Source organism: Nesterenkonia maliinae (assembly GCF_051262655.1).
Taxonomy (GTDB): Bacteria; Actinomycetota; Actinomycetes; order Actinomycetales; family Micrococcaceae; genus Nesterenkonia.
Window position 1 is genome coordinate 220,555 of sequence record NZ_JBIMEY010000004.1, and the last position, 23,274, is coordinate 243,828.

The 23,274-nt window shown below is 68.2% G+C and carries 25 protein-coding genes; 11 read left to right on the plus strand and 14 right to left on the minus strand.

The features are described from left to right. Nucleotides 1-72: 72 nt before the first annotated feature. Nucleotides 73-2,085: an acetate--CoA ligase gene (acs, locus tag ACHAA4_RS09880; RefSeq protein ID WP_435774005.1), complete on the minus strand. Its 2,013-nt coding sequence runs from the start codon at nt 2,083-2,085 to the stop codon at nt 73-75. A gap of 119 nt (nt 2,086-2,204) precedes the next feature. Here acs and nth point away from each other — a divergent pair, with 119 nt between their 5' ends. Together nth and ACHAA4_RS09890 are read left to right on the plus strand one after the other, a co-directional pair. Continuing rightward, nucleotides 2,205-2,987: an endonuclease III gene (nth, locus tag ACHAA4_RS09885; RefSeq protein WP_435774006.1), complete on the plus strand. Its 783-nt coding sequence runs from the start codon at nt 2,205-2,207 to the stop codon at nt 2,985-2,987. Then, nucleotides 2,980-3,765 carry an NUDIX hydrolase gene (locus tag ACHAA4_RS09890; protein ID WP_435774007.1) on the plus strand — a complete coding sequence of 262 codons (786 nt, stop codon included), beginning with the start codon at nt 2,980-2,982 and terminating at the stop codon, nt 3,763-3,765. The genes nth and ACHAA4_RS09890 overlap by 8 nt, the downstream gene beginning before the upstream one ends. Before the next feature lie 7 nt (nt 3,766-3,772). On the opposite strand, the gene ACHAA4_RS09895 is transcribed toward ACHAA4_RS09890, so the two are convergent. Further along, nucleotides 3,773-4,510 carry a PIG-L deacetylase family protein gene (locus ACHAA4_RS09895; protein ID WP_435774008.1) on the minus strand — a complete coding sequence of 246 codons (738 nt, stop codon included), beginning with the start codon at nt 4,508-4,510 and terminating at the stop codon, nt 3,773-3,775. A 174-nt stretch (nt 4,511-4,684) separates the two neighbouring features. Here ACHAA4_RS09895 and ACHAA4_RS09900 point away from each other — a divergent pair, with 174 nt between their 5' ends. From ACHAA4_RS09900 to ACHAA4_RS09925, 6 genes are read left to right on the plus strand one after another with little or no spacing between them, the layout of a single operon-like run. Further along, a complete protein-coding gene (locus ACHAA4_RS09900) occupies nt 4,685-5,311 on the plus strand; it encodes a hypothetical protein (RefSeq protein ID WP_435774009.1) in 627 nt (208 codons plus the stop codon). Then, nucleotides 5,301-6,419, plus strand: a complete 1,119-nt coding sequence (locus ACHAA4_RS09905; protein WP_435774010.1) for a CpaE-like family protein — start codon at nt 5,301-5,303, stop codon at nt 6,417-6,419. Before ACHAA4_RS09900 ends, ACHAA4_RS09905 begins: the two co-directional genes overlap by 11 nt. Next, nucleotides 6,416-7,570: a TadA family conjugal transfer-associated ATPase gene (locus tag ACHAA4_RS09910; protein ID WP_435774011.1), complete on the plus strand. Its 1,155-nt coding sequence runs from the start codon at nt 6,416-6,418 to the stop codon at nt 7,568-7,570. The genes ACHAA4_RS09905 and ACHAA4_RS09910 overlap by 4 nt, the downstream gene beginning before the upstream one ends. Then, nucleotides 7,567-8,472 (plus strand): type II secretion system F family protein, encoded by a 906-nt coding sequence (locus ACHAA4_RS09915; RefSeq protein WP_435774012.1) that lies wholly within the window; start codon nt 7,567-7,569, stop codon nt 8,470-8,472. Before ACHAA4_RS09910 ends, ACHAA4_RS09915 begins: the two co-directional genes overlap by 4 nt. Next, complete coding sequence (locus ACHAA4_RS09920) at nt 8,465-9,094, plus strand: type II secretion system F family protein (protein WP_435774013.1); 630 nt, start codon at nt 8,465-8,467, stop codon at nt 9,092-9,094. Before ACHAA4_RS09915 ends, ACHAA4_RS09920 begins: the two co-directional genes overlap by 8 nt. Before the next feature lie 10 nt (nt 9,095-9,104). Next, nucleotides 9,105-9,410, plus strand: coding sequence for a thiamine-binding protein (locus ACHAA4_RS09925; protein ID WP_435774014.1), 306 nt, complete (start codon nt 9,105-9,107; stop codon nt 9,408-9,410). On the opposite strand, the gene ACHAA4_RS09930 is transcribed toward ACHAA4_RS09925, so the two are convergent. After that, nucleotides 9,397-10,365, minus strand: a complete 969-nt coding sequence (locus ACHAA4_RS09930; RefSeq protein WP_435774015.1) for a DUF4031 domain-containing protein — start codon at nt 10,363-10,365, stop codon at nt 9,397-9,399. The two genes, ACHAA4_RS09925 and ACHAA4_RS09930, sit on opposite strands and share 14 nt — an antisense overlap. Before the next feature lie 217 nt (nt 10,366-10,582). On the opposite strand from ACHAA4_RS09930, the gene ACHAA4_RS09935 reads away from it, so the two are divergent. Both ACHAA4_RS09935 and ACHAA4_RS09940 read left to right on the plus strand, forming a co-directional pair. Further along, entirely contained in the window at nt 10,583-11,590 is a 1,008-nt protein-coding gene (locus tag ACHAA4_RS09935; RefSeq protein WP_435774016.1) for a TAXI family TRAP transporter solute-binding subunit, read from the plus strand. Continuing rightward, nucleotides 11,587-13,707 carry a TRAP transporter permease gene (locus tag ACHAA4_RS09940; protein WP_435774017.1) on the plus strand — a complete coding sequence of 707 codons (2,121 nt, stop codon included), beginning with the start codon at nt 11,587-11,589 and terminating at the stop codon, nt 13,705-13,707. Before ACHAA4_RS09935 ends, ACHAA4_RS09940 begins: the two co-directional genes overlap by 4 nt. Before the next feature lie 143 nt (nt 13,708-13,850). On the opposite strand, the gene ACHAA4_RS09945 is transcribed toward ACHAA4_RS09940, so the two are convergent. The 4 genes from ACHAA4_RS09945 to ACHAA4_RS09960 form a co-directional block, all read right to left on the minus strand. Beyond that, a complete protein-coding gene (locus ACHAA4_RS09945; RefSeq protein ID WP_036476260.1) occupies nt 13,851-14,129 on the minus strand; it encodes an Lrp/AsnC family transcriptional regulator in 279 nt (92 codons plus the stop codon). A gap of 86 nt (nt 14,130-14,215) precedes the next feature. Further along, entirely contained in the window at nt 14,216-15,346 is a 1,131-nt protein-coding gene (menC, locus tag ACHAA4_RS09950) for an o-succinylbenzoate synthase (protein ID WP_435774018.1), read from the minus strand. Beyond that, complete coding sequence (locus tag ACHAA4_RS09955; RefSeq protein WP_435774019.1) at nt 15,346-16,035, minus strand: MurR/RpiR family transcriptional regulator; 690 nt, start codon at nt 16,033-16,035, stop codon at nt 15,346-15,348. Before ACHAA4_RS09955 ends, menC begins: the two co-directional genes overlap by 1 nt. Further along, complete coding sequence (locus tag ACHAA4_RS09960) at nt 16,032-16,862, minus strand: hypothetical protein (RefSeq protein WP_435774020.1); 831 nt, start codon at nt 16,860-16,862, stop codon at nt 16,032-16,034. Before ACHAA4_RS09960 ends, ACHAA4_RS09955 begins: the two co-directional genes overlap by 4 nt. A 51-nt stretch (nt 16,863-16,913) precedes the next feature. Between ACHAA4_RS09960 and ACHAA4_RS09965 the strand changes: the two genes are divergently transcribed. Then, on the plus strand, nt 16,914-18,080 hold the full coding sequence (locus ACHAA4_RS09965; RefSeq protein WP_435774021.1) for a M20 family metallopeptidase: 1,167 nt from the start codon (nt 16,914-16,916) through the stop codon (nt 18,078-18,080). A 1-nt stretch (nt 18,081) separates the two neighbouring features. On the opposite strand, the gene ACHAA4_RS09970 is transcribed toward ACHAA4_RS09965, so the two are convergent. The 7 genes from ACHAA4_RS09970 to ACHAA4_RS10000 form a co-directional block, all read right to left on the minus strand. Next, on the minus strand, nt 18,082-18,486 hold the full coding sequence (locus tag ACHAA4_RS09970; RefSeq protein ID WP_435774022.1) for an Rv3654c family TadE-like protein: 405 nt from the start codon (nt 18,484-18,486) through the stop codon (nt 18,082-18,084). Beyond that, nucleotides 18,483-18,833 carry a TadE family type IV pilus minor pilin gene (locus tag ACHAA4_RS09975; RefSeq protein WP_435774023.1) on the minus strand — a complete coding sequence of 117 codons (351 nt, stop codon included), beginning with the start codon at nt 18,831-18,833 and terminating at the stop codon, nt 18,483-18,485. The genes ACHAA4_RS09970 and ACHAA4_RS09975 overlap by 4 nt, the downstream gene beginning before the upstream one ends. Next, entirely contained in the window at nt 18,817-19,071 is a 255-nt protein-coding gene (locus ACHAA4_RS09980) for a DUF4244 domain-containing protein (protein ID WP_435774024.1), read from the minus strand. The genes ACHAA4_RS09975 and ACHAA4_RS09980 overlap by 17 nt, the downstream gene beginning before the upstream one ends. 232 nt (nt 19,072-19,303) lie before the next feature. Beyond that, nucleotides 19,304-20,326, minus strand: a complete 1,023-nt coding sequence (locus ACHAA4_RS09985; RefSeq protein WP_435774025.1) for an aldo/keto reductase — start codon at nt 20,324-20,326, stop codon at nt 19,304-19,306. Nucleotides 20,327-20,411: 85 nt separating this feature from the next. Next, nucleotides 20,412-21,089, minus strand: a complete 678-nt coding sequence (locus tag ACHAA4_RS09990) for a methionine ABC transporter permease (RefSeq protein ID WP_435774026.1) — start codon at nt 21,087-21,089, stop codon at nt 20,412-20,414. Beyond that, nucleotides 21,086-22,114, minus strand: coding sequence for a methionine ABC transporter ATP-binding protein (locus ACHAA4_RS09995; protein WP_435774027.1), 1,029 nt, complete (start codon nt 22,112-22,114; stop codon nt 21,086-21,088). The genes ACHAA4_RS09990 and ACHAA4_RS09995 overlap by 4 nt, the downstream gene beginning before the upstream one ends. Beyond that, nucleotides 22,111-23,106 carry a MetQ/NlpA family ABC transporter substrate-binding protein gene (locus tag ACHAA4_RS10000; protein WP_435774028.1) on the minus strand — a complete coding sequence of 332 codons (996 nt, stop codon included), beginning with the start codon at nt 23,104-23,106 and terminating at the stop codon, nt 22,111-22,113. Before ACHAA4_RS10000 ends, ACHAA4_RS09995 begins: the two co-directional genes overlap by 4 nt. Nucleotides 23,107-23,274: the final 168 nt, after the last annotated feature.

Consider the following 23,274-nt stretch of genomic DNA (forward strand, 5'->3'; position numbering starts at 1 on the left):
CGAGCATTCGACCCCGTCATGGGGTGAAATGTCCGCAGAATCCGCCCCTCAACGCTGGGGTGGGGCTAGAGGCTAGGCGGCGCCGTGCTTGGCCCGCATGTCTTCGGCGATCTGCAGCATGACCGTGGGATCGGCCAGGGTGGAGGCGTCTCCGGCCTCGCGGCCCTCGGCCACATCCTTGAGCAGGCGGCGCATGATCTTGCCCGAGCGGGTCTTCGGAAGCTCGGGCACCACCAGCACGTTGCGCGGCTTGGCGATCGGGCCGATCTCCTTGCCCACGTGGGTGCGGAGATCCTGCTCCATCTGTTCCTTGTCGCCCCCCTCGGAATCGCCGCGCAGGATCACGAACGCCACGACAGCCTCACCGGTGGTCGCATCCTTGGCCCCGACAACGGCTGCCTCGGCGACCGACGGGTGGGAGACCAGCGCGGATTCGATCTCGGTGGTGGAGAGCCGGTGTCCGGAGACGTTCATGACGTCATCCACGCGTCCCATGAGCCAGACGTCGCCGTCCTCATCGGTGCGGGCGCCGTCGCCGGCGAAGTAGACATCGCCGAAGCGGGACCAGTAGGTCTCCTGGTAGCGCTCCGGGTTCTTCCAGATCCCGCGCAGCATGGCGGGCCAGGGCTCCTTGATGACGAGCAGGCCGGCCTCGCCCTTCTCCAGGGGGGTGCCCATCTCGTCGACGATGCCGATGGAGACCCCGGGCACCGCGGTCTGCGCGGAGCCCGGCTTGGTGGCGGTGACGCCGGGGAGCGGAGCGATCATGTGCGCGCCGGTCTCGGTCTGCCACCAGGTGTCCACGATCGGAGCGGGCTCCTCCTTGGGAGCCTTGCCGACGCCGTTGTTCGCGCCGATCACGTCGCGGAACCACAGCCACGCCTCGGGGTTGATCGCCTCACCCACGGTGCCGAGCACGCGCAGGGTGGAGAGGTCGAACTGGTCCGGGATCTCCCGGCCCCACTTCATGCAGGTGCGGATCAGCGTCGGCGCGGTGTAGAACTGCGTGACGCCGTACTTCTGCACGATCTCCCAGAGCCGTCCCTTGTGCGGGGAGTCGGGGGTCCCCTCGTAGATCACCTGGGTGGAGCCGTTGACCAGCGGGCCGTAGACGATGTAGGAGTGCCCGGTGACCCAGCCGACGTCGGCGGTGCACCAGTAGACGTCGGTCTCCGGTCGCAGGTCGAAGGTGTCCCGGTGGGTCACTGCTGTCTGGGTCAGGTAGCCGCCGGTGGTGTGCAGGATGCCCTTGGGCTTCCCGGTGGTGCCGGAGGTGTAGAGGATGAACAGCGGGTGCTCGGAGTCATGGGCCACATAGGTGTGCTCGGTGGACTGCTGCGGCACCACATCGTGCCACCAGACGTCGAGGTCCTCGTTGAAGGCGACCTCTTCGCCGTTGCGCTTGACCACGACCACGTGCTCCACGGTGTGCCCGGGCTCGGCGAGCGCGTCGTCGACGGCTGGCTTCAGCGTGGAGGGCTTGCCGCGGCGGTAGGAGCCGTCGGCGGTGACCACGAGCTTCGCCTCGGCGTCGTCGATGCGGGAGCGCAGCGCGTCGGAGGAGAATCCGCCGAAGACCACGGAGTGGATGGCGCCGATGCGGGCACAGGCCAGCATGGTCACGATCGTCTCGGGGATCATCGGCATGTAGATGGCCACCCGGTCACCCTTGGTGAGGCCGAGGGACTCGAAGGCGTTGGAGGCGCGGGCGACGTCGTCGGCCAGCTCCTGATAGGTGATGCTGCGGGAATCGCCGGGCTCACCCTCGAAGTGCAGGGCGACGCGGCTGCCATGGCCGGCTTCGACGTGGCGGTCCACTGCGTTGTAGGCCGCGTTCACCTCGCCGCCGACGAACCACTTGGCCACCGGTGCCTCGGACCAGTCCAGCACTTCGGTGAAGTCTTTGTCCCAGCTCAGCACGGAGCGGGCCTGCTCCGCCCAGTAGCCGAGGCGATCCTCGGCGGCCTTGTCGTACCGCTCCTGGGTGGCGACGGCGTTCTTCGCGAACGTCTCGCTCGGGGGGAAGACCTGACCCGACTTCTGCATCGAGTCCAATTTGTTCTCTTGCTGGGGATTCTGGGTCATGCGGCTCCTCCTTGGATACTCCTGTGTTCCCGCTCACAATACATCTTTTCCGCCCCTGAGCCTGAGGTGGATATCACATAGCGGACACCCTGTTCGGGTGCTCCGTAGAATGGTCTGCAATGAGTCAAGAGACCCTGTTGGGAAAGAAGCGCCGCGTGCGCCGGATCAATCGTGTCCTGGGGGAGGTCTACTCCTACGCGGTGGCCGAGCTGGACTTCACCAACGCCTTCGAGCTGCTGATCGCCACCGTGCTCTCCGCGCAGACCACTGATGTGCGGGTCAACGCGATCACGCCCGAGCTGTTCCGGCGCTGGCCGGACGCGCACGCGATGGCCCACGCCGAGGAGGACGAGCTTGCGGAGGTGATCCGGTCCACCGGCTTCTACCGCGCCAAGACCCGCTCGCTGCTGGGGCTCTCGAATGCGCTGGTCAGTGAGCACGACGGCGAGGTGCCCGGCTCCTTGGACGCGCTGGTCAAGCTGCCCGGCGTCGGGCGCAAGACCGCGTTCGTGGTGCTCGGAGACGCCTTCGGCAAACCTGGGCTGACCGTTGACACGCACTTCGGCCGGCTGGCTCGGCGGCTGGGGATGACCGAGCAGCAGGATCCGGTGAAGGTGGAGCATGAGGTCGCGGAGCTCTTCGAGCGGCGTGACTGGACCGACCTGTCCCACCGGCTGGTGTTCCACGGCCGGCGCATCTGTCATGCCCGCCGCCCGGCCTGCGGCGCCTGCCCGATCGCCTCGCTGTGCCCCTCCTTCGGCGCCGGTGAGGTCGACCCTGAGACGGCCGCCACGCTGTTGAAGTACGAGCTGGCGCCGGGGCGCGAGGAGCTTCTGGCGAAGATGCAGGCCGGGCACACGCGCCGAGAGCTGCGCGCGCAGGGATACCCGCTCAGTGCGTGACGCCGACTCCAACCCGCTGAGGCCGGGGGCGCCCGATGCCGAGGCGCCAGCCGGGTTCTCGCTGACCGGCGCCGCATTTCCGACCCGGCTCGAGGCGCTGCTGCAGCAGGGGCGTGACTACGCGCTGGAGCACCCTGAATCCGCAGGCTCCGGCGGCTGGTGGAATCAGCGCCCGGCCACCACGGCGCCGAGGAAGACCCCGGCAGGAATGGAGAACGCCCGGCAGGCGGCTGTGCTGATGCTCTTCTGCGCCCCCACTCCCGACGACGACGAGGCCCATCTGCTGCTGACCGAGCGCTCGCCGGGGCTGAAGAAGCACCCTGGTCAGATCTCCTTCCCCGGCGGCGCTCAGGAGAAGTCCGATCGCGACCCGTCTGCCGCGGCGGTGCGTGAGGCCCAGGAGGAGGTGGGGCTCGACCCTGGCCGCGTCCGAGTGCTCGGCACCCTGCCGCCGGCTCCGGTGCCGATCAGCGGCTTCATGGTCACCCCGGTGATCGCCATGGCCGGGCACACCGGGCTGCTGCGCCCGCAGTCCGGCGAGGTGGAACGCGTGCTGCCGGTGAGGTTGGATGCGCTCATCCGCCCGGAGAACCGCCGGATGACCGTGCTGCGTCGCGCCGGGACAGTGTTCAAGGCCCCGGCGTTTCTCGTGGATGGGACTCTGATCTGGGGCTTCACCGGGATTCTGGTGGATCGGGTGATCAACCGGCTCGGCTGGGAAGAGCCCTGGGACGCCGGACGCAACGTGGACCCGGGAGACTACCTGCCGGGCCTCTAGGAACGAGTCAGTTCATCCGGTGGACTGCGACGCCGAGGGCGTGGTCGACTCCCGGAAGGTCCGCGGCCTGTTCCGCGGCCATGGACTCAAGCATCTGGCGGGTCTCGGCGGCGCCGCCCAGCTCGGCCAGGTACTGCTCGTGGGCCTCCAACGAGGCGAGCCCCTGTTGCAGCGGCTCCCCGCTGATATCGATGACATGGGTCGGTGCGGAGCCGAAGACCAGCAACTCTCCCACCGCCCAGGGTTCGAGGAGCTCCTGGTCGAGGAGCTCGGGGAAGACCCACGGGTTGTCGGCATCGCGGACGGCGTCCAGCGTGGCGAGTCCGGTGGCTCGGTGGTCGGCATGGTTGAGTCCCCAGCTGACCTTCAGCTCCCAGGTCTGGGTCAGCACGACCTCGGGGCGCAGCTGCCGGATCCGTCGCGCGATCTGGCGCCGGGCGTCCAGGGAGGCCTCCAGCGTTCCGTCGGGGAGATCCAGGATCACCAGGTCAGAGACGCCGACCAGCTCACAGGCACGGCGCTGCTCCTCGGCTCGGATGTCTGCCGCCTCCTCGGGGCTGCGGCTGCGCATCCCCGCTTCACCAGCGGTGAGCAGCAGATAGGACACCTCCGCGCCCTGGGCCGTCCACCGAGCCACGGCCGCCGAGCCTCCGTACTCCATGTCATCGGGATGGGCCACGACGCCCAGGACCCGGCGCAGGTCCGCGTCCTGATACGTCGGAAGGGGAGAGGAGGCGCTGCTCATCGTGTCAGTCTAGGGCGGGGAGCGCAGTCCGGACAGAGCGGGAGTGGGCGACGGCGGTGCCTTGACCACCAGAAGACCACCCGGGACGTAGGATGCCCCTGTCGCACCAGTGGATGTCGCCTTGCGGGTGACCGGGCCCGAGGGAAGCACATGACGCAGGGATCGTTCGATCGCATGTCTGCTGTTGTTCGTGTCCTCGCCGTGGTGGTGCTGGCAGGAGAAGCACTCGCGATCCTCGGGTTATACGTGATCTCGATGGTCTTCGCCGGTGGGATCGGACCCCAGGATCCGGGGACGGAGACGGTGAGCACGTCGGGTGCGCGTGTGTTCGCCACTGCCGTGGTGCTTCCGCCAGCGGCGGTGTGGGCTCTCGCCGCAGCCGCGGTGCTCCGGGGGCCTGCCGAAGGATGGAAGCGGACCGCCACACTGCTGGCACTGGGGGCGATCACCCTGGGGAACGTGATCCTCACCGTCCTCTCGATCACGGCTGGGCATATGCCATGGATGCTGATCCTGGGAGCGGCGACGGCAGTTCTGTCAGCGGCGATGTGGCAGCTGTTCAGCTCGCCTCGGAATCGGCGCACTTCTTCATCACGGGTGGGGTCGCAGCTCAGGGCTGAAGGATCGTCCGTCGCCCGTCGCCGCAGGATTCTTGGAGAGTCCGAGAATCTCCCGCCTGGTTTTCCCCAGAGTTTTCCCCACCTCGGGAAGAACTCCATCCTGGGAGTCGGCTTTCCACAGCTGGACCCTCTCTGCGCACGTCAGCAGCCGATCTCGGCAGGGTATGGATATGGACGTTGAACCCCGACTGCTGCTGATCACCGAAGATCGGGCGCTGCGCGACGACGTCGCACTGATCGCCGCCACGGTGGGCGCCGCGCTCGAGTCTCGCCCCAACTGGGAGGCGGTGGAGCCGCGGGAGTGGGCGGTCCTGATGTGTGGGACCGACCGCCCGCCTCCACTTCCGCGGCTGGGGCGCGGAGCGCTCTTGCTCGGTGACACCGGGCAAGGTTCGGGTGAGGGGCAGCAGCTCTGGAGGCTCGCGGCGGAGCACTCCGGGTTGCAGCCGGTTCCGCTGCCCGAGGCGGAACCCTGGTTGGCCCGGCATCTGGGGGAACGGGTGCTGGATCGGAGCCCGGGTCGGGTGCTGGCGGTAGCCGGTGTGCTCGGTGGCGTCGGGGCCAGCACGGTGGCGTACCTGCTCGCCGCCGAACAGGCTGTGAGAGGCGCCTCCGTGCTGCTCGTCGATGCCGACCCGGCTCCCGGGTCTGGCATCTCTGGGCTGTTGAACGCTGGGGAGGGCCAGTCCGGAGTTCGGAATGGGCGCGTCAGGTCGGCCCGCCGCGGCGACGCGGAGGCTGGATCCGGGGAGGAGCTCGGATGGGCGGAGCTCGCCGCTCTCGAAGGTGAGCTCGCCTCCCCGCAGCTCGCGGCCGCACTGCCGGTTCGCGACGGGGTTCATGTACTCACCGGAGCCCCCGGCGTCGAGGTGCGTCGGCGCATGCTGGAACCAGTGGTGCGCTCGGCCCGACGGGTCTTCGACACGGTGGTCATCGACGTCGGGCGCGATGCCGAGGCCCTCACGCTGGTGCGCGAGCACCTGGATCAGCTGCTGCTGGTGACACCCTACAGCGCGCGGGGAGCCGCAGCCGCTCTCCAGCTCAGTCAGTCCGAGGCGGGGGTGCCGTTGAGACTGGTGGCCAACGGCGCGTCGCTCGCCGGCTGGAGTCCGCCGGAGCTGGCGGCGGCCACGGATATCCCCTTGGCCGGTGATATTCCGGAGCAGCGCTGGCTGCGTCGGGAAGAGTCGATCGGCGCCGCCTACGAGCTGCTCCGATCTCGCCGCGGCGCAGCGTTCATCGGGACGCTGCTGGAGGGTCTGGACGTCCCGGAGCACGGTGCGGCATGAGTGACCAGCAGCTTCATTCGCTGCGCGAGACGCTGACCAGCTCCGCCGAGCCGGTGACCGCTGCCCGGATCGCCGAAGCGGTCCGCGCCTCGGGGCTGGCGCTGGGGTCGCGCACCACCGGGGAACTGGTCCGGACGCTGCGGGATGAGCTGGTCGGGCTTGGTCCGCTGCAGCCGCTGATCGAGCAGCCAGGCGTCACTGATGTGCTCATCGACGGTCACCGTCAGGTGTGGACAGACGGTCCGGAGGGGCTGATCAGGACGCAGGTGCGTTTCTCCACGGAGGAACAGGTGCGTGGTCTGGCTCGACGACTGATCGCGCTGTCCGGGGGGAGGCTCGATGAGGGACAGCCCTGCGCCGACGGTCGGATCGGCGACTGTCGGATCCATGCGTTGATACCGCCGGTCGCGGTGGAGGGGACGATGATCTCGGTGCGCATCTCCGGCGGCTCAGCGGAGACGTTGGAACAGCTTGCCCTTCAATGGGACGCGCCCGAAGTGTGGCTCCCCGTCCTCCGCGGGGTCGTGGCCGCTCGGCTGAACTGTCTGATCTCCGGAGCCACCGGCTCGGGGAAGACCAGTCTGCTGGGCTCCATGCTCTCCGAGTGTCCCCATCGGGAGCGGATCATCATCGTGGAGGACATCACGGAGCTGCGGCCAGACCATCCCCATGTGCTGCACCTGCAGCAGCGCAGAGGCAACGTGGAGGGAGCCGGTCAGCTCGGGATGGGCCAGCTGGTCCGTGAGACCTTGCGGATGCGGCCCGACAGGCTGATCGTCGGGGAGTGCAGGGGCAGCGAGCTCAAGGACTTCCTCACCGCGATGAACACCGGACACCAGGGAGCGGTCGGGACGATCCACGCCAATTCACCCCATGCCGTGCCGGCCAGGCTCATCGCGATGGGAGCGCTTGCCGAGCTGCCGCCGGAATCCGTGGCGCTGCAAGCCGGTGCCGCCCTGGACGCGGTGATCCACATGGAACGTCGGCGAGGCCGGCGGATGCCGGTGGCGATCTCCCTGGTCCGCTGCGTGGAGCGCAGGCTTCAGATGGTGCCGGCGCTGCTCGCCGGAGACCTCGACGCGGGGGATCGTCCCGACGTGCAGACCCAGGTCGGCTGGGATGAGCTGTCCCGACGGATCGGCCTGCGATGACCGATCCCACACCGCTGCTCGTGCTGACCTGCGTCAGCGCCACCATGGTCATCGCCGGTCTGCTCGGAATCGCCCCGCGTCGGGAGGCTCCCAGCACGCCGCGCCGGCCCGGGCCGCAGCTCGCTGAGCCGGTGCGCACTGCGCCGCCGCTCGGGTGGGCCTGGCTCAGCAAGCTGCCGGTGAGGTGGAGATCGCGCAACGGAGGTGACGTGGGTGATCTGCGGTCCAATGCGGTGTCGCTGCTGCACCAGCACGCCGCGTTGCTGCAGTCGGGACGGTCCCAGGCACAGGCATGGACTGACTTGAGCGCCCATTGGCGCTCGCGGGAGGACTCGCACCCGCTCGCCCAGATCTGTGAACGGACGGCCTCCGCAGAGCAGGCAGGTCTCGGTGCCGTGGTCGGTCTCCGGCGCAGCCTCGCCTCATTCAGCGCGCAAGACCGCCCCAGGGCCGGCCCTTTCTCCAGGAACATCCCGGCGACCCGCGTCGAGACCGTCGCCGACCCTGCTGCCGTCGTTCCCCCAGTCTCCCGTGCACTCCCCGGCGCCACCATTGTCCTCATCGAGGTGCTCCAACGACTGATCAGCATCCACGCGCTGTCGCAGTCCACCGGGGCGCCACTCTCGCGGCTCTGCCGCAAGGCGGCCGACTCACTGGAGGACTCGGCCGCGCTGGATGCCGCCGTGCGAACCGCAGCTGCCGGCCCGCGCATGACTCAGCTCATCCTGGCGGCCCTGCCACTCGGGGGAGTGGCCATGGGCGCACTGATGGGAGCCCAACCTCTAGCAGTGCTGTTCGGTTCGACGCTGGGATGGGGATGCCTGGTGGCGGGGCTGGGATGCCTGCTGCTCGGCTGGCGCTGGAGCACCCGACTGATCCGCGCCGTGGAACGGCATGGCTGAGGCACAGGTGCTCCCGGCCCTCGGCTGCGCCCTGCTGACGGGGATCCTCGTGCTGGTGCTCTCGGTCGCCTCGTCGCCGCCGCAGACACCGCGGCGCGCGTCCGGAGCGGGCACGTTCGGACCGGGCGCAGCCGGCAGGGGCGTCCCGCAGCGGGTCACCTCACCCCACTCGCGTGCTCGGCGCACCGCCCCACCACACGCACCGGATGCGGCGACCCTGCTGGACCTCACGGCGGCGATGCTGCGGGCCGGGGTGGGCATCGAGTCTGCCGTGCAACGACTCTCCAAGGACGTGCCAGGCTGCGCCCCGCTTGGCCGGGTGCACCGCGGGCTCCTGACGGGACGGCCATGGAGAGAAGCCTGGGTCTGCGTGGACGGCCACTCCCAGCTGCGCGAATTCGGCGCAGAGCTGGCATTCGCCCATGCCACCGGCGCCCCCACGGCGGAGCTGTTGGAGCTGACCGCGGCCCAGGCGCGCCGTCGTCGCCGCGCGGCGGTGGAAGAGCAGGCCGCCCGACTGTCGGTGCAGATGGTGCTGCCGCTGGGACTCTGCTTCCTGCCGGGCTTCATCCTGCTGGGAGTGATTCCGGTGGTGCTGGGACTCGTGCAGGAACTGACGTAACCTGTGACCCATGTTGGCAGCCTTCTCCGTCGCGCCCGTCGCCCCAGACACTCCCGATGGTTCGCTCAGCGCAGCCGTGGCCGAAGCCGTCCGCGTGGTGCGAGATTCAGGACTTCCGCACGAGACGACCTCGATGTTCACCACGATCGAAGGCGACTGGGATGAGGTCTTCGACGTCATCCGACGCGCCACGGAGGCGGTGGCGGCGGTCAGTCCGCGGGTCAGCCTGGTGGTCAAGGCCGATATCCGGCCCGGATTCACGGACCAGCTCACCGAGAACGTGACCCGGCTCGAAGAGCGGCTCAGCGAAGACTGAGCTGTTCGAGCTCGCGGGCCAGGTTGACCCGCGCCTGGGGCTCCCAGCGCTGGATGCCTGTGGCGGTGCGGAACAGCGAGGGTGCGTCGAGCAGCCGCTCCAGCACCTGCGCCCGGCCGCGCCGGAAATCCTCCTCCGCAACGTGGCGGTAGTCAGCGCGCACCGCTGCGGTGTAGCGGGCATAGCTCTCCGGAGAGTGGGCGAGGACCTCGAGGTCAGCGTCCACCAGGACGGCGCCCGCGTGATCGTCAGGGTCAGGATCGTGGTGCGTCGTGAGTCGGACCAGCCGCGCCGTCTCTTCCACCACGTGCTCGGGGAGCAGGGGCTCCAGTCGATTCTCGGCGAGGGTCGCCGACTCCTCCTCGTCAGATCCGGCGACTCCGGCGTAGACGGCATCGTGGAACCACGCGGCCAGGGTCACGACCGGACGCTGCCCCGGTTCCAGCTCGCCGGCTCGTTCCAGGGTGCCGACTCCGCGCAGCACCGCGCTGAGGTGGGTCGGTGCGTGGTAGTTCCGGTGCGGCTCAGACCACCGGGTGAGCAGCTCCTCGCCGAGTGTCAGCCACGCCCCGTCGGGGGCGAGCCAGGAGGACCGCCGGGCCTCGTCGTCGGCCGCGCTGTTGTCTTCGGCGGCGCTCCATTGGACGCCCAGTCGAGCCCAGGCGCGCTGGAGGTTGCGGTGAAGCTTCTCCGGGCGCTGCGCCGCGGGGATCCGCAGCCCGCAGCCCAGGAGGATCCTCGTCAGCTCACCGCCTGAGACCGGCACCGCCCCCAGCGCGGTGAGATCCTCGAACAGCTGGGCCGGGACGTCGTAGTGATCCCGGTCGAAGGCTCGGCGGCTGACCCCGGCGGCGCCGGCGATCTGGTGCAGCTCCTCGAGCGAGTGGTCCGAGATCAGGTGGGAGAAATGTGTGCCGTGGGCGGGCCAGGTGGGTGGGTCGATGTAGATGGTCATCCTTCCACCTCCACACTTTCCGCCCTCGTGTCCGATTTCATCCTGCGGAAATCATGAAACACCCTGCTCATCCTTATAGGACAGTCTAGAGAGGCCGTGGGTGGAGCCACAAAAGTGTCTTGCACCACGGTAAAGTGGCTGACTACACATCGCACCGTGTACTGAATCCGATCAATACTCAACGCACCTTGAAATCACTCGACTGAGGAGAAGACTCATGAAAATGCGTCGAACAGCAATTGCAGCCACCGCCGCTGCCGCCCTGGCCCTGTCGGCATGTGGCGGGGGTGAAGAAGAGGGTGGAGACGAAGACGTCCAGACCGGAGACGAGGACAGCTTCACCAATGAGCTGACCTTCGGCACTGGCAGCACCGCCGGCACCTACTTCCCACTCGGAGATGAGCTTGCCGCCATCTACGAGGACAACATCGAGGACGTCTCGGTCACCGCCATCGAGACCTCCGGCTCCGGCGACAACCTGGGTGGGATCTACCAGGAAGAGATGCAGCTGGGCCTGACCCAGAACGACACTGCGGCAAGCGGCGTCGCCGGGGAGATCCCGGACCTCGAAGACGTGGAGCTGGACAACTTCGGCTGGATCTCGAACCTGTACCCGGAGGCCGCGCACATCATCGTCCGCGAGGACTCCGGCATCGAGTCCATCGAGGACCTTGAGGGTCAGACCATCGCGGTCGGCGATGCCGGCTCCGGCACCCGCGCGATCTCCGACGCCATCCTCGCTGCCCACGGCATCGAGGAGGGTGACTACACCGCCGAGGTCGCGGACTTCGGATCCTCTACCGATATGCTCGCCGACAGCCAGATCGACGCCTCCATCTTCGTGGTGGGCACCCCGGTGGCCGGTCTGACGCAGCTGGCAGCCTCCACCGACGTCCGGCTTCTGGGCATCGAAGACGATATGACCGAGGCAATCTCCGGTGAGTCCGGTGCAGAGTCCTACGACATCTCCGCAGACGCCTATGACTTCCTCGAGGAGGACGTCACCACCGTCTCGGTGTTCGCGGCCCTGGTGGCCTCCACCACCCAGGTCAGCGAGGACCTCGCCTACGAGATCACCGCCGCCACCTTCGAGAACGCCGGAGACATCACGCTCGAGGTCGGCGAGAACATCACCGAGGAGAACGCACTCACCGGCATCGGTGATGTGCCGCTGCACCCCGGTGCGGAGCGTTACTTCGAAGAGCAGGGCATTGACCTGCCGTGACACGCAGCACTGCTGAAAAGCGTTCCCCGGCTCCTGCTGACCAGCAGGAGCCGGGGGTCGGCGCCGAGGAGAGGGCGGCCGAAGTCCTGCGGAAGCACGACACCTCCAGTCGGTTCCGCACGGATCTGGGGTTCTGGACGTGGATCGTGGGCGGCATCTCCGTCGCTTTCACGCTCTACCACCTCTACTACGCGCTGGAACGGCCGTTCACCAGTTGGATCCACGGCGCCATCCATCTGGGCGGCGCCACCTCCCTGGTCTTCCTGCTCTACCCGGCGAGCAAGCGGCTGCTCAACGCAGAACCCAGCGGAGTCCTCTGGAAAGATCTGCTGCTCGGACGTGGACGTGGCATCGCTTGGTACGACGTCCTCCTCGCCGCCGCCGGCATCGCGGTCAACCTCTACATCGTCTTCCGCTACGAGTACCTCGTCGGCAACGCCGTGCAGATCCTGGGCTTCAGCAACCTCGATTACACCGTCGCGGTAGCCGGTACCCTGCTGGTGCTGGAGGCGACCCGCCGCTGCGTGGGTCTGCCCATCGTCATCATCGCCAGCGTGGCCATCGCCTACGGGATCTTCGGCAATCTGAGCCCGCTCTTCCCGCACCGCGGCCGGTCCTGGGATGCCTTTGCGACCGAGACCTTCCTCTCCACCAGGTCGATCTTCGGCACTCCGCTGCAGGTCTCTGCAGATTTCATCTTCCTGTTCCTGCTCTTCGCCGTGGTGCTGCTGCGCACAAACATCGGTCAGTTCTTCAATGACCTGGCCTTCCGGGCGGCAGGCAAATACACCGGCGGACCTGCCAAGGCCGCCGTCGCCGCGTCCGGACTCCAGGGCATGGTCTCGGGCTCCTCGGTGGCGAACACCGTGGCCTCGGGCTCATTCACGATTCCGATCATGAAGAAGGCCGGCTTCAAGCCTCATTTCGCCGCCGCCACCGAGGCCACGGCCTCGACCGGCGGGCAGCTGATGCCCCCGATCATGGGCGCCGCGGCGTTCATCATGGCGCAGAACGTGCCCGACGTGGAGTACAACGAGCTGATCGTCATCGCGATCATTCCCTCGCTGCTCTACTTCCTGGGAGCCTTCCTCTCGGTGCACTTCGAGGCGAAGCGGCAGCACATCCGCGGCATCCCGGTGGACGAGTTGCCCAGCATCCGCGGGTTGATCACGCGGATCGATCTGCTGCTGCCACTGGTGGTCATCGTGGGCACTCTGCTCTCCGGCCTGACCCCCACACGGGCGGCGCTGCTGGGCATCGCAACGGCGATCGTGTTGAGCTTCTTCCGCTCCTCGACGAGGCTGAACCTGCGTGGCTTCATGGAGCTCTTCGTCGCAGCCGCGCGCACCGCGCTCCCGGTGATCGCGGCCTGCGCCACCGCGGGAATCGTGGCGGGCACCGTCACGGCTACCGGCCTGGGCGGCCAGCTCGGTCGAGGCCTCGTCGCGATCGCTGGCGGCAACTTCCTGCTGGTGCTCTTCTTCGTGATGATCGCCTGCATCATCTTGGGCATGGGCCTGCCGACCACCGCGAACTACGTGGTCACCGCATCGGTGGCGGCGCCGATTTTGTACAACAACTTCGACGTCCCGCTGATCGCGGCCCACATGTTCGTGTTCTTCTTCGGCATCCTCGCCGACATCACCCCGCCGGTGTGTCTCGCCGCCTACGCGGGCGCGGGCATCGCAGGTGCGAATCCGATGCGGGCAGGGGTGGCTGCGGTGAAGATCGCCCTGGCCGGCTTCCTCATACCGTATGTCTTCATCCTGCAGCCGGCGCTGCTGCTGCAGGGCACCTGGGACGAGCTCACGATCTCCCTGCTGACCGTGATCGTGGGGATGATCGCGCTCGCCTCGGGCTTGGCGGGGTATCTGTTCCTTCGGGCCACGGTCATCGAGCGGGTGCTCCTGATCGCAGGCGGTCTGCTGCTGATCTACCCGGATCTGCTCATCTCCATGATCGGTATCGCGATCCTGGTGGTGGCAGTGGTGCTGCAGCTGGCACGCCGCGGCCGCGGGGATGGGGCTTCTGAGAAGACCGAACCCGACGACGACGGCGCCCATGTCACCTCCCGGGGTGGCGATTCCGTGGAGAATCCAGCACCTGGGATGGCGTGAGTCGACCCGAGTCTGAGGGGGCGTCGCGCCCCTGAGGCGCGAGAACACTGAGGGCCCGACCGGAATCCGGTCGGGCCCTCAGTGTCTGATCGGGTTGGCGGCCCGTCGTGCGGCCTGCCGCCTCGCGCCGAGGTCGACCGCCGCTATTCTCCGCCGAGGCTGAAGCTTGCTTCCAGCTCCTGGTCCGAGTAGGTGCGGAATGCGACCATGGTCTCGGTGTCGTGGACCGTGGCCACCTTGGAGATCTTCGCCGGGACCAGGTCGCTGAGGTCCTCCAGGTTCGGAGTCTTCACCATGGCCACCAGGTCCCACTTGCCGGTGACCGAGTAGACGGCCTGGACCTCTTCGATGTTGGCGATGTCCTGCGCGGACTCGGGGATCCGGTGCGGATCGGTCTTCATCATCACGAATGCGGTGACCATGCTAATCGCTGCCTCTCAGCCGGTGAGACGTCTCGAGCACTGCTCGATGTCAGGTCATGTCAGGATACTGCGCCGCGGACGCGGGTTCAGACCTGGAAGCGCTGCTGACGGGTCGCGTGGGCGGCGATGACCTCGGTGCGCACCCCGTGGCCCAGCCCCGGTGTCGTCGGGACCTGCACCACGCCCTGGTCGGCGGTGACCGGCGGATCGATGATGTCTTCGGCGTAGTACTTCCCCGAGGCGGACACGTCCGAGGGCAGCGTGAAGCCCGGCAGTGAGGAGAGTGCCACATTCGCCAGCCGGCCGACGCCGAATTCATGCATGCCTCCGCACCAGACCGGCCAACCGGCGGCCGCGGCGATCGCGTGAGCATCGCGGGCCGCGCTGAGCCCACCCATCCGGGAGACCTTGATGTTGAGCACGTTTCCGGCCTTCAGGGCCAGCGCGGTGCGCAGATCATCGAGGGTCTCCACCGATTCGTCCAGGCAGACCGGGGTTGTGAGCGCCGCGGTCAGCCGGGCGTGGTCCAGGAAGTTCTTCGGTGCGAAGGGCTGCTCGATCATGGTCAGCCGGAACGGATCCAGCGCGCGCAGCACCTCGAAGGCCGCCTCACCGCCGGGTTCGGTGGAGCCCGGGTAGGCCCCGTTGGCGTCCACATGGACATCGAGATCGGGGAAGGCCTCACGCACCGCGCGCACCGGCTCCACATCCCAGCCCGGGGCGATCTTCAGCTTCACCCGGGGATACCCCGACTCGACGTGGCGGGTCACCTCGGTGAGCAGCGCCTCGATGCTGGGTTCGATGCCCAGCGAGACTCCCGCGATGACCGAGTCACGGTCCCCGCCGAGGGCCCGCGCCAGCGGCACCTTCTGTGCCTGCGTCCACAGGGTCCAGGCGGCCATCTCGATCCCGGCCTTGGCGAAGAAGTTTCCGCGCACCTTGGCGTAGAGCCCAGCGATATCGTCGGGGTGCTCCCATTCGGCGCCGAGGACGGCGGGGATCAGATGCTCGACGGCGGTCTGCCAGGCCGTCGTCGTCGTCTCGGGGGCGTAGAAGGGGCCCGCCGGGGAGGCGATCTCGCCCCAGCCAGTGGTGCCGTCCTCGGCGATCATCTCCACCAACAGGTGGCGCAGCGAGGACTTTCGGTGCGAGCTGGTCTCGAAGGCGTGGCGCAGGGGCAGCTCGACGTCGTGGAGCACGATCTCTGTGGCGCGCATCAGATATACAGTCCCATCTCTTGGATCAGTGATTCTCTATCGGTCAGCCGTCGGCGGCTTCCCTTGGCACTTGCTGTGGTCAGCGCAGTGAGCAGGTGGATCACCGCGGCGATGCCGGTGGCGGAGTCGGTGACCGAGGCGGAGTCGGTGGGCACGATGACGACCTCGCTGGCCGGCTCCACCAGCGGTGACTCGGCCGAGTCGGTGACGGCGACGACCGTGCCGCCGCGCTGGGCGAAGGCGTGCACCAGCTCGGCGGTCTCTCGGCGGTAGCGGCGCATCGAGAACGCCACCAGGACGTCGGTGCCTCGCACGTCGGTGAGCACATCGATGCTGCGGGTGCTGTGGCCGTCGATGAGCGAGACTTGGCTGACCCCGTGGGAGAGGTCCAGGTCCAACAGGTGCGCGAAGGCCGCGGAACGGCCGTGGCCCACGATGAACCGACGTCGGGCCCCGGCGATCAGCGCCGCGGCCCGGGCGACGGAGTCCTCGGTCTCGAAGCTGGCGAAGACCCGCTCGAGGTTCTCCCGCTCCTTGCGGATCAGCCGCGCCTGCAGGGTCTTGGCCGAGGCGCGCGGAGACATGCTGGCGCCGAAGCGGGCGGCCGGATTGTCCAGGCCGCGCTGGTCCTGCGTGGCGGCCCCAGGTTCACCACTTGCACGCTGGTCGGGAAGCTCTGCGCTGCTCATGCTGCCGATGCCGGCCTGGTGAAGCTGTAGAGCGCGAGGTCTCCATCGACCCGGCGGCAGGAGACCGCCACGAACCCCTGGTCGAAGATCTCGCTGAATCGTGAGCGGAGCAGCTCGATGACGCTCGGATCGGTGGGCTGCTGGGCGGGGACAGCGAACGCGATCGCGTCTGCACCGGTATGGATCTGCCCGGGAGCGGTGAGCGGCTGCGCGGCCAGCTGCGCCTCGAACTCCTCGCCGGGTAGGTTGCGCAGGCTGCGCGGCGGGGAGGAGGCCTCGCCGAGTCGCCATTCCACGGTGATGCGGTCTGTGCCTGGACCGGCGAGGGCGTCGCGGGTGAACCAGCGGCCCTGTGCGCCGAGCACATCGAGGTTGAAGTGCGCGTTGCGGCTGATCATCGGGTTGTAGGTCCAGCGCATCCGGCTTGAGCCCTGCCGGTGGGCGACCGCGGCCTGGACGTTCTTCAGCGCGCGGCCCACGCCCTGGCCCTGAAGGTCCTGAGCGACTACTGCGGCCTGGGAGAAGTGGTAGATGTGCGGGTCGTCCTGATCGGTCTCCACCGCGGTCCAGCCGAAGGCCATGCCGCGGACGGCGCCGACGGCGTCGACTGCGCCGATCACGGTGCCACCGTAGGTGAGCAGGTTCTTCAGCAGGCGGGGGTTGATGCCCTGGTCCTCCCCGCTGTAGGAGAAGACCTCGCGGTAGAGCCGGGAGGCGGCTTCGAGCTCGGCGACCTCGGTCAGGCCCCGGACCACAACCCCATCAGCCAGGCTGATCGATTCCGGCATGGCGGGGGAAGCGGGTGCGACGGCATCCTGATGTCTCATGCGGTCCTCTCGAAGCCTGGTCTATGTTCTTACGTTGCGTATCATAGTCCCATGGATACCTCTTCTCCCACTGCCCTGCTTGATCTGGCGAGGAAGCGCTATGACCGCACCCTGGAACTTCTGGAACGGATGGTGGTGACCGAGTCTCCCACCGGAGACGCCGGGGGCGTCACCGCCGTCGCCGATCAGGTGCGCGAGCTCTTCGCCGAGCATGACGCCGAGATCTCCGTCAGCACGGGGGAGTGGGGGACCCACCTGGTGCTGGAGATTCCCGGGTCGGGGTCGAAGCGCGATGCGGCACCGGTGCTCTTCATCGGACACTCGGACACGGTGTGGCCCACCGGGACCCTGGAGAAGATGCCGTTCCGGATCGAAGGGGGCATGGCCTACGGGCCCGGGATCTTCGACATGAAGTCAGGTCTGCTGATCATGCACCAGGGGCTGAGCGTGAGCACCGAGCTGGGACTGTCCCGGCCGCCGGTGCGCGTGATCGTGGTCGGGGACGAGGAGATCGGCTCACCGAGCTCGCGGGAGCTGCTGCTGGCCAGCGCCGAAGGGACCAGCGCCGCGCTGGGCTTCGAGTCTCCCCATCCCGGCGGGGCGCTCAAGGTCGGCCGTCTCGGCAGCACCCGGCTCCGGCTCGAGGTCACCGGCCGCGCCTCGCACGCGGCGCTGGACCCCGAAGGGGGTGTCAACGCGATCGAGGAGCTGGTGGACCAGATCCTGGCCCTTCGCGAGATCATCGGGTCAGCCCAGGAGGCCGCTCCGGGAGATGTGCTCTGCAACGTCGGCACCATCACCGGAGGCGGCAAGACCAACGTGGTGCCGGCCGCGGCCTCGGTGGAAGTGGGGCTGAGGTTCCGCACCCCGGAGGTCGAGAATCAGGTGCTGGCCTCGATCCGCGAGCTCACCCCGGTCCGCACCGACGCCCGGCTCGACGTCCACACCTTGTCCCAGCGTCCCGCCTGGCAGGCCGACCCCGCCGATGAAGCGCTGCTCGCGGCCGTGGAGGACGCTGCCACCGACGCTGGACTTCCTGCGGTCGGCGGTCGACCCGCGGCCGGAGCGGGAGACACCAACTTCCTGGGATCCAGCCTGCCCACGCTCGATGGTCTCGGACCCGACGGCGCGGGAGCCCACGCTGATCACGAGCAGGTCCGGCTGGAATCGATCCCAGAGCGGATCGCCCTGCTGGCGGCGCTGCTCGCCCGGCTCTGAGTCAGCCTGAGGTGGGAGGCCCGGCGCGGGCGGACCCGCGGCTGAGCAGTCCGGACAGGTCAAGGCCCCCGGCGTGGATCAACCGGTCTGGCAGGATCGGCGCCGCCGTGTGAACGAGCACCTCCGTGCTGTCCTCACCGATCACGGTGCAGCTGATGAGCTTCACGTCATTGCGGGAGGCCACCGCCTCCGCCACGGCGCACGGACTCCCGGTGCTGATCCCGCGCACCGCATCGGCGCCGGCGAGTGCGGCCAGGTCCGCGCCCCGGGCCGCCTGTGCGGAGGAGACCGCGACCATGCTCAGGACCTGCGTCGCGGCGAGCAGCACGAGCAGCGCCATGATCAGGCCCAGGGCCAGCACGGTGCCTGAACCTCGGTCGCCTCGGATCGACTCCCGGGGTCTCACGGCAGCTCCTCGACTCGGGCCGTGGCCGCAGCGTCCTGGGTCATCGTGACCTCGACCCAGCCCAGGACCCGCACCGGCCGGAAGAGCGTCACGGTGACGTAGTCCTGCTCCTGACTGAGCCGGACCGACACCTCCTCGCCAGCGACCCGCCGGGCCGCGGCCTCCGCCGAGGCGGGGTCCTCCCCGCGGGCCAGCTCCCGCGCCGCGGCCCGAGCCCCCGTCTCCAGGCTGACCTGGGCGGCCCCGTGGAGACCGAGGGAGAGCACCAGCAGCAGCGCGAGCACCACCGACGGCAGCGCGAGCGCGAACTCCGCGGTGATCGACCCGCGCTCAGAATGAGAGCGCACGTTCGACGACGCCGGTCAGCATCGCTTGGGCGGTGCTCGAGCTCAGCACCGCCACCAGCAGTCCGGCGAACCCGACCGCCGCGAGCATCACGATCCCGTATTCGGCCGTCGCGAGGCCCGCCTCCTCCTGATGGATCTGCTGCGCCAGATGGTCGGACTTCTTCGGAGCGGTGCGCGTCGGAGTCTTCCCCTTGATGATGCGTGCGGTGACGATGCCTTCCATGACCATGCGTTCCATGACCGAGCCTTCCGTGACAGAGGATGCCTGCTGTCTGCAGGTCCTCATCAGTCTTGGCCGTTCGGACGCCACATTCGCCGTGGAGGGTCACACTGTGGAGAGGCGTGACGAACGGACGGGCGATCCTCGTAGCTGGGGCAAACACTGCCGCCCGGGCACGCTGATGCTCGCTGGCGGATCGCCGCCGAGCATCAGCGTGTCGTCCCGTCGTCCCCTTCGCTCCCCTGTTGGCTCAGCTGCGCGGGAGAAGCCCCTCGCGCCCGCCGGAGACCCAGCGCGGGTCGAAGCTGCGGTCACCGGAGACCTGACCGGCCAGCGAGTCCAGCTCCGCCATTGCGTCCTCGGGAATCGTGACGTCCACCCCGCGCTGCAGCTCGTCCCAGTGCGCAGCCGTGCGCGTGCCCGGAATCGGGGAGATGTTCACGCCCAGGGCGGTGGCCTGCTGATACAGCCAGGCCAGGGCCAGTCCCGCGGTGGGGAGGTCCAGCCGCGCGGCGACAGCGCGCAGCTGCTCGAGGAGGGAGGCGTTGTGCGGGAGGTTCTCCGGCATGAACCACGGGAAGTTCTGCCGGATGTCCTCGGCCGGGAGGGCCTGGGCATCGAAGGAGTCAGTGAGCAGTCCCCGGCCCACTGGCGAGTACGGCACGAAGCCGATCCCCAGCCGGGCACAGGTTGGGAGCACGTGGGCCTCCACGTCCCGGGCGAAGATGCTCCATTCGCTCTGCACCGCCGTGATCGGGTGCACCGCGTGGCCGCGGGCGATCTCCTCCCCGGTGGCCTCCGAGAGTCCGATGGCACGCACCTTGCCGGCGGTGACCAGCTCGCCCAGTGCCTCGACGCTCTCCTCGATCGGCGTGTCGGGGTCCACCCGGTGCAGGTAGTACAGATCCACATGGTCGGTGCCCAGCCGGCGCAGGCTCTGATCGATCTGTTCCTTGATGTACGCCGCGTCGCCACGGGCGCGCCGTTTGCCGACCCCTGCGCCCTTCTCGATGCCGACCTTGGTCGCCAGCAGGAACTCCTCGCGCCGGTGCTTCAGAAAGGCCCCCAGCACCCGCTCGCTCTCGCCGTCGCCGTAGATGTTCGCGGTGTCCAGGAAGGTGACCTCACATCGGGCCACGTGGTCCAGCAGCTGAAGCGAATCCGCCTCACTGATGGCCCCATAGGCTCCGGCCAGTGACATCGCGCCATAGCCGAGCGCCGAAGTCTCGAGCTGATGCTGGCCGGTTCCCAGGGTGATGGAGCGCAGGGTCATGGATGGATCCTTCCGTAGTGCATGGACAGAACCTTCAGCCGGGAACTGGGACGACGGCGGTGCGGCGGGCGCCCGAACCAACGGGTCAGCGCCGCATGACCTTGCGCGCCGCCCAGTTGCCCACCAGCTGCAGCGACTGGACGAAGATGATCACCACGATCACCGCCAACCAGGTCACTTCCGGATTGAACCGGTTGTAGCCCTCGACGATGGCGAAGTTGCCGATGCCGCCGCCGCCGATGATGCCCGCCAGCGCCGACATGTCGGTGAGCGCGATGATCACAAAGGTATACCCCAGGATCAGCGGACCCAGCGCCTCCGGCAGCAGCACCGTGAGAATGATGCGCAGCCTGGAAGCGCCCATCGCCCGGGCCGCCTCGATCACCCCGGGGTCGATCGAGACCAGGTTCTGCTCCACGATCCTGGCGATTGCGAAGGTGGAGGCCCAGATCATCACGAAGATCACCGCATCGTTGCCGATCCCGGAACCGATCACGTAGATGGTCACAGGCTGCAGCGCGGCGATCAGGATCACGAAGGGGATCGGCCGGATCAGGTTCACCACGAAGTTCATCGCCAGGTAGGCAGGCCTGTTGGAGAGCAGCCCGCCGTCGCGCGTGGTGTAGAGCGTGAGCCCGATGGCCAGGCCGATGAACCCGCCGAGGAGGAAGGCCCAGGCGACCATATAGATGGTGTCGACGATGGCCGAGAGCAGCTCGGGCCCGTAGTAGCTCCAGTCCAGAGCTCGGTATGTGTCGATCATTCGTGCACCTCCTGGACCTCTCCGGCGGAGTTCAGCGTTGCGACGAAGGTTTCCACCGCGCTGACCGCGCCCTGAATGGCGAGGGTCAGCAGTCCGTAGGACGCGTTCTTGGTCGTGTTCATGCCGCCGTGCACGATCTCGAAGGAGACTCCGTGTGAGGCCGCCTCGCCCAGCACGGCGCTGACCGCGGCGGCGTTCTGCAGTGAGACCACCACGAGCCGCCCGCTGGCGTGCCCGCGGATCCGCCGCACGTCCTCCGCGGTCGGACGGTTCTTCAACGCCGCTCCGACGAAGCTGGCGTCCTTGGACTCGCGCGGGCTGGAGAAGACGTCATAGACCAGCCCGGACTCCACGATCCGGCCCTGGTCCATCACCGCCACCCGGTCCGCGATGGAGCGGATGACCTCCATCTCGTGCGTGATCGCCACGATGGTGATGCCGAGCTCCTCATTGGCGCGGCGCAGCAGCCGCAGGACCTCTCCGGTGGTGTTGGGGTCCAGCGCGGAGGTGGACTCATCGGCCAGGAGGATGTCCGGCTTGGCGGCGAGCGCACGGGCGATCCCGACTCGCTGCTTCTGCCCGCCGGAGAGCTGCTCCGGGTACTGGGTGGCCTTGTCGGTGAGCCCCACGAACTCCAGCAGCTCCTCCACCCGGGCCGCGCGCTCGGACTTCTTCCACCCGGCCACCTTCAGCGGGTATGCGACATTGCCGGCGACATTCCGGGAGTGGAACAGGTTGAACTGTTGGAAGACCATGCCGATCCGGGAGCGGACCTTGGTCAGCTGCCCCTCCCGCATCGCGGAGATCTCCTGGCCCAGCACGTGGACGGACCCTGCAGTGGGGCGTTCGAGCCCGTTGATCAGCCTGATCAGCGTGGACTTCCCCGCCCCGGAGAACCCGATGACGCCATAGACCTCACCGCGGTCGACGCGCAGGCTCACGTCGTCGACCGCGGTGACGGTCTTGTCTCGCGTGCCGAAGGTGCGCGAGACGTTGTTGAACTCGATGAGTGGAGCTGTGCTCACGCGTCGTCGTCCGCTTCCTCGTCAGCACCTTCATCGGGGGTCTCGCCCTCGGCGCTGCGCAGCGAGTCCTCGTAGTCGACCAGGGCTTCCTGGAGCTGCTCGGCGGTGACGTCCGTGGCGGGGACCGAGGTGTCCGCGGAGAGCTCCGCATCGATCTCGAGCACCCGCTCATCGTGGTAGACCGCTGCGATCTCGCGCAGCGCCTCGTTGTCGCTGTCTTCGGCGCGGGCGACGAAGGCGTTGATGTAGGGGAACGCGGAGGCGTCGGTGGGGTCATCGGCGAAGATGCCGTCACCCTCGGGGTCGAGCTCGGCGTCCTGGGCGAAGTTGTTGTTGATGATTGAGCCCGCCACCGATTCCAGCGCGTTGACCGTCTGCTGGGCGGCCACCGGCTGCACCGTCACGGTGGAGGCCTCCTCGTCGATGTGGCGCGGCTCAGGCTGGCGAGTCTCCTCGGAGAGCTCCAGCAGTCCAGCGGCCACCAGGGTGTTGATGGCGCGCCCCTGGTTCACGGCGTCGTTCGGGATCGCGACGGTGTCCCCATCGGCGAATTCACTGACATCGGTGTACTGGTTGGAGTACAGGGTCAGCGGCACCGCGGCGGTGGAGCCGATGGGCTGCAGGTCCTCGCCGGAGCTGACGTTGTAGTCCGCGAGGTAGGCGATGTGCTGGAACCAGTTGGCGTCGATGTCGCCGCTGGTCAGCGCGGGGTTGGGCTGGGTGTACTCGGTGAACTCGACGAGTTCGATCTCGTAGCCCAGCTCCTCCTCGGCGATCCGCTCGACCTCGCGGTGGCTCTCGTTGGCGCCGACGACGCCGATGGTGAACTCCTGCTGATCCTCCGGCGCGGCCTCGGTCTCGTCACCCCCGCGGTCGAAGGCGCTGCAGCTGCTCAGCGCGAGGGCGAGCGTGGCGCTCACGGCCAGGGTGTTCAGCCCGCGACGACGACGGCGGCCGGCGGTGGGCCCGGAGGGGATCTGCTGGTGAGTCATGAGTGATCCTTATGCGGTGTGCGGGCAGATCTTTGCCCGAAAAAATGACAGGGGTGCCCAGGGAGATATGCCTGGGGCGCTCGCGAATGTTCACGCGCGAACAGAGGGTGCACCGATGAGTGCGGGTGCGGGTGATGTCCTTTCGACGCTGCTCTTGCCTGTCCCAGT

Coding starts and splice junctions, on each gene's coding strand:
- acs (WP_435774005.1), bottom strand. CDS start 2,085: ATGACCCAGAATCCCCAGCAAGAGAACAAATTGGACTCGATGCAGAAG.
- nth (WP_435774006.1), top strand. CDS start 2,205: ATGAGTCAAGAGACCCTGTTGGGAAAGAAGCGCCGCGTGCGCCGGATC.
- ACHAA4_RS09895 (WP_435774008.1), bottom strand. CDS start 4,510: ATGAGCAGCGCCTCCTCTCCCCTTCCGACGTATCAGGACGCGGACCTG.
- ACHAA4_RS09900 (WP_435774009.1), top strand. CDS start 4,685: ATGTCTGCTGTTGTTCGTGTCCTCGCCGTGGTGGTGCTGGCAGGAGAA.
- ACHAA4_RS09905 (WP_435774010.1), top strand. CDS start 5,301: ATGGACGTTGAACCCCGACTGCTGCTGATCACCGAAGATCGGGCGCTG.
- ACHAA4_RS09910 (WP_435774011.1), top strand. CDS start 6,416: ATGAGTGACCAGCAGCTTCATTCGCTGCGCGAGACGCTGACCAGCTCC.
- ACHAA4_RS09915 (WP_435774012.1), top strand. CDS start 7,567: ATGACCGATCCCACACCGCTGCTCGTGCTGACCTGCGTCAGCGCCACC.
- ACHAA4_RS09920 (WP_435774013.1), top strand. CDS start 8,465: ATGGCTGAGGCACAGGTGCTCCCGGCCCTCGGCTGCGCCCTGCTGACG.
- ACHAA4_RS09925 (WP_435774014.1), top strand. CDS start 9,105: ATGTTGGCAGCCTTCTCCGTCGCGCCCGTCGCCCCAGACACTCCCGAT.
- ACHAA4_RS09930 (WP_435774015.1), bottom strand. CDS start 10,365: ATGACCATCTACATCGACCCACCCACCTGGCCCGCCCACGGCACACAT.
- ACHAA4_RS09935 (WP_435774016.1), top strand. CDS start 10,583: ATGAAAATGCGTCGAACAGCAATTGCAGCCACCGCCGCTGCCGCCCTG.
- ACHAA4_RS09945 (WP_036476260.1), bottom strand. CDS start 14,129: ATGGTCACCGCATTCGTGATGATGAAGACCGATCCGCACCGGATCCCC.
- menC (WP_435774018.1), bottom strand. CDS start 15,346: ATGCGCGCCACAGAGATCGTGCTCCACGACGTCGAGCTGCCCCTGCGC.
- ACHAA4_RS09955 (WP_435774019.1), bottom strand. CDS start 16,035: ATGAGCAGCGCAGAGCTTCCCGACCAGCGTGCAAGTGGTGAACCTGGG.
- ACHAA4_RS09960 (WP_435774020.1), bottom strand. CDS start 16,862: ATGAGACATCAGGATGCCGTCGCACCCGCTTCCCCCGCCATGCCGGAA.
- ACHAA4_RS09965 (WP_435774021.1), top strand. CDS start 16,914: ATGGATACCTCTTCTCCCACTGCCCTGCTTGATCTGGCGAGGAAGCGC.
- ACHAA4_RS09980 (WP_435774024.1), bottom strand. CDS start 19,071: ATGGAACGCATGGTCATGGAAGGCATCGTCACCGCACGCATCATCAAG.
- ACHAA4_RS09985 (WP_435774025.1), bottom strand. CDS start 20,326: ATGACCCTGCGCTCCATCACCCTGGGAACCGGCCAGCATCAGCTCGAG.
- ACHAA4_RS09990 (WP_435774026.1), bottom strand. CDS start 21,089: ATGATCGACACATACCGAGCTCTGGACTGGAGCTACTACGGGCCCGAG.
- ACHAA4_RS10000 (WP_435774028.1), bottom strand. CDS start 23,106: ATGACTCACCAGCAGATCCCCTCCGGGCCCACCGCCGGCCGCCGTCGT.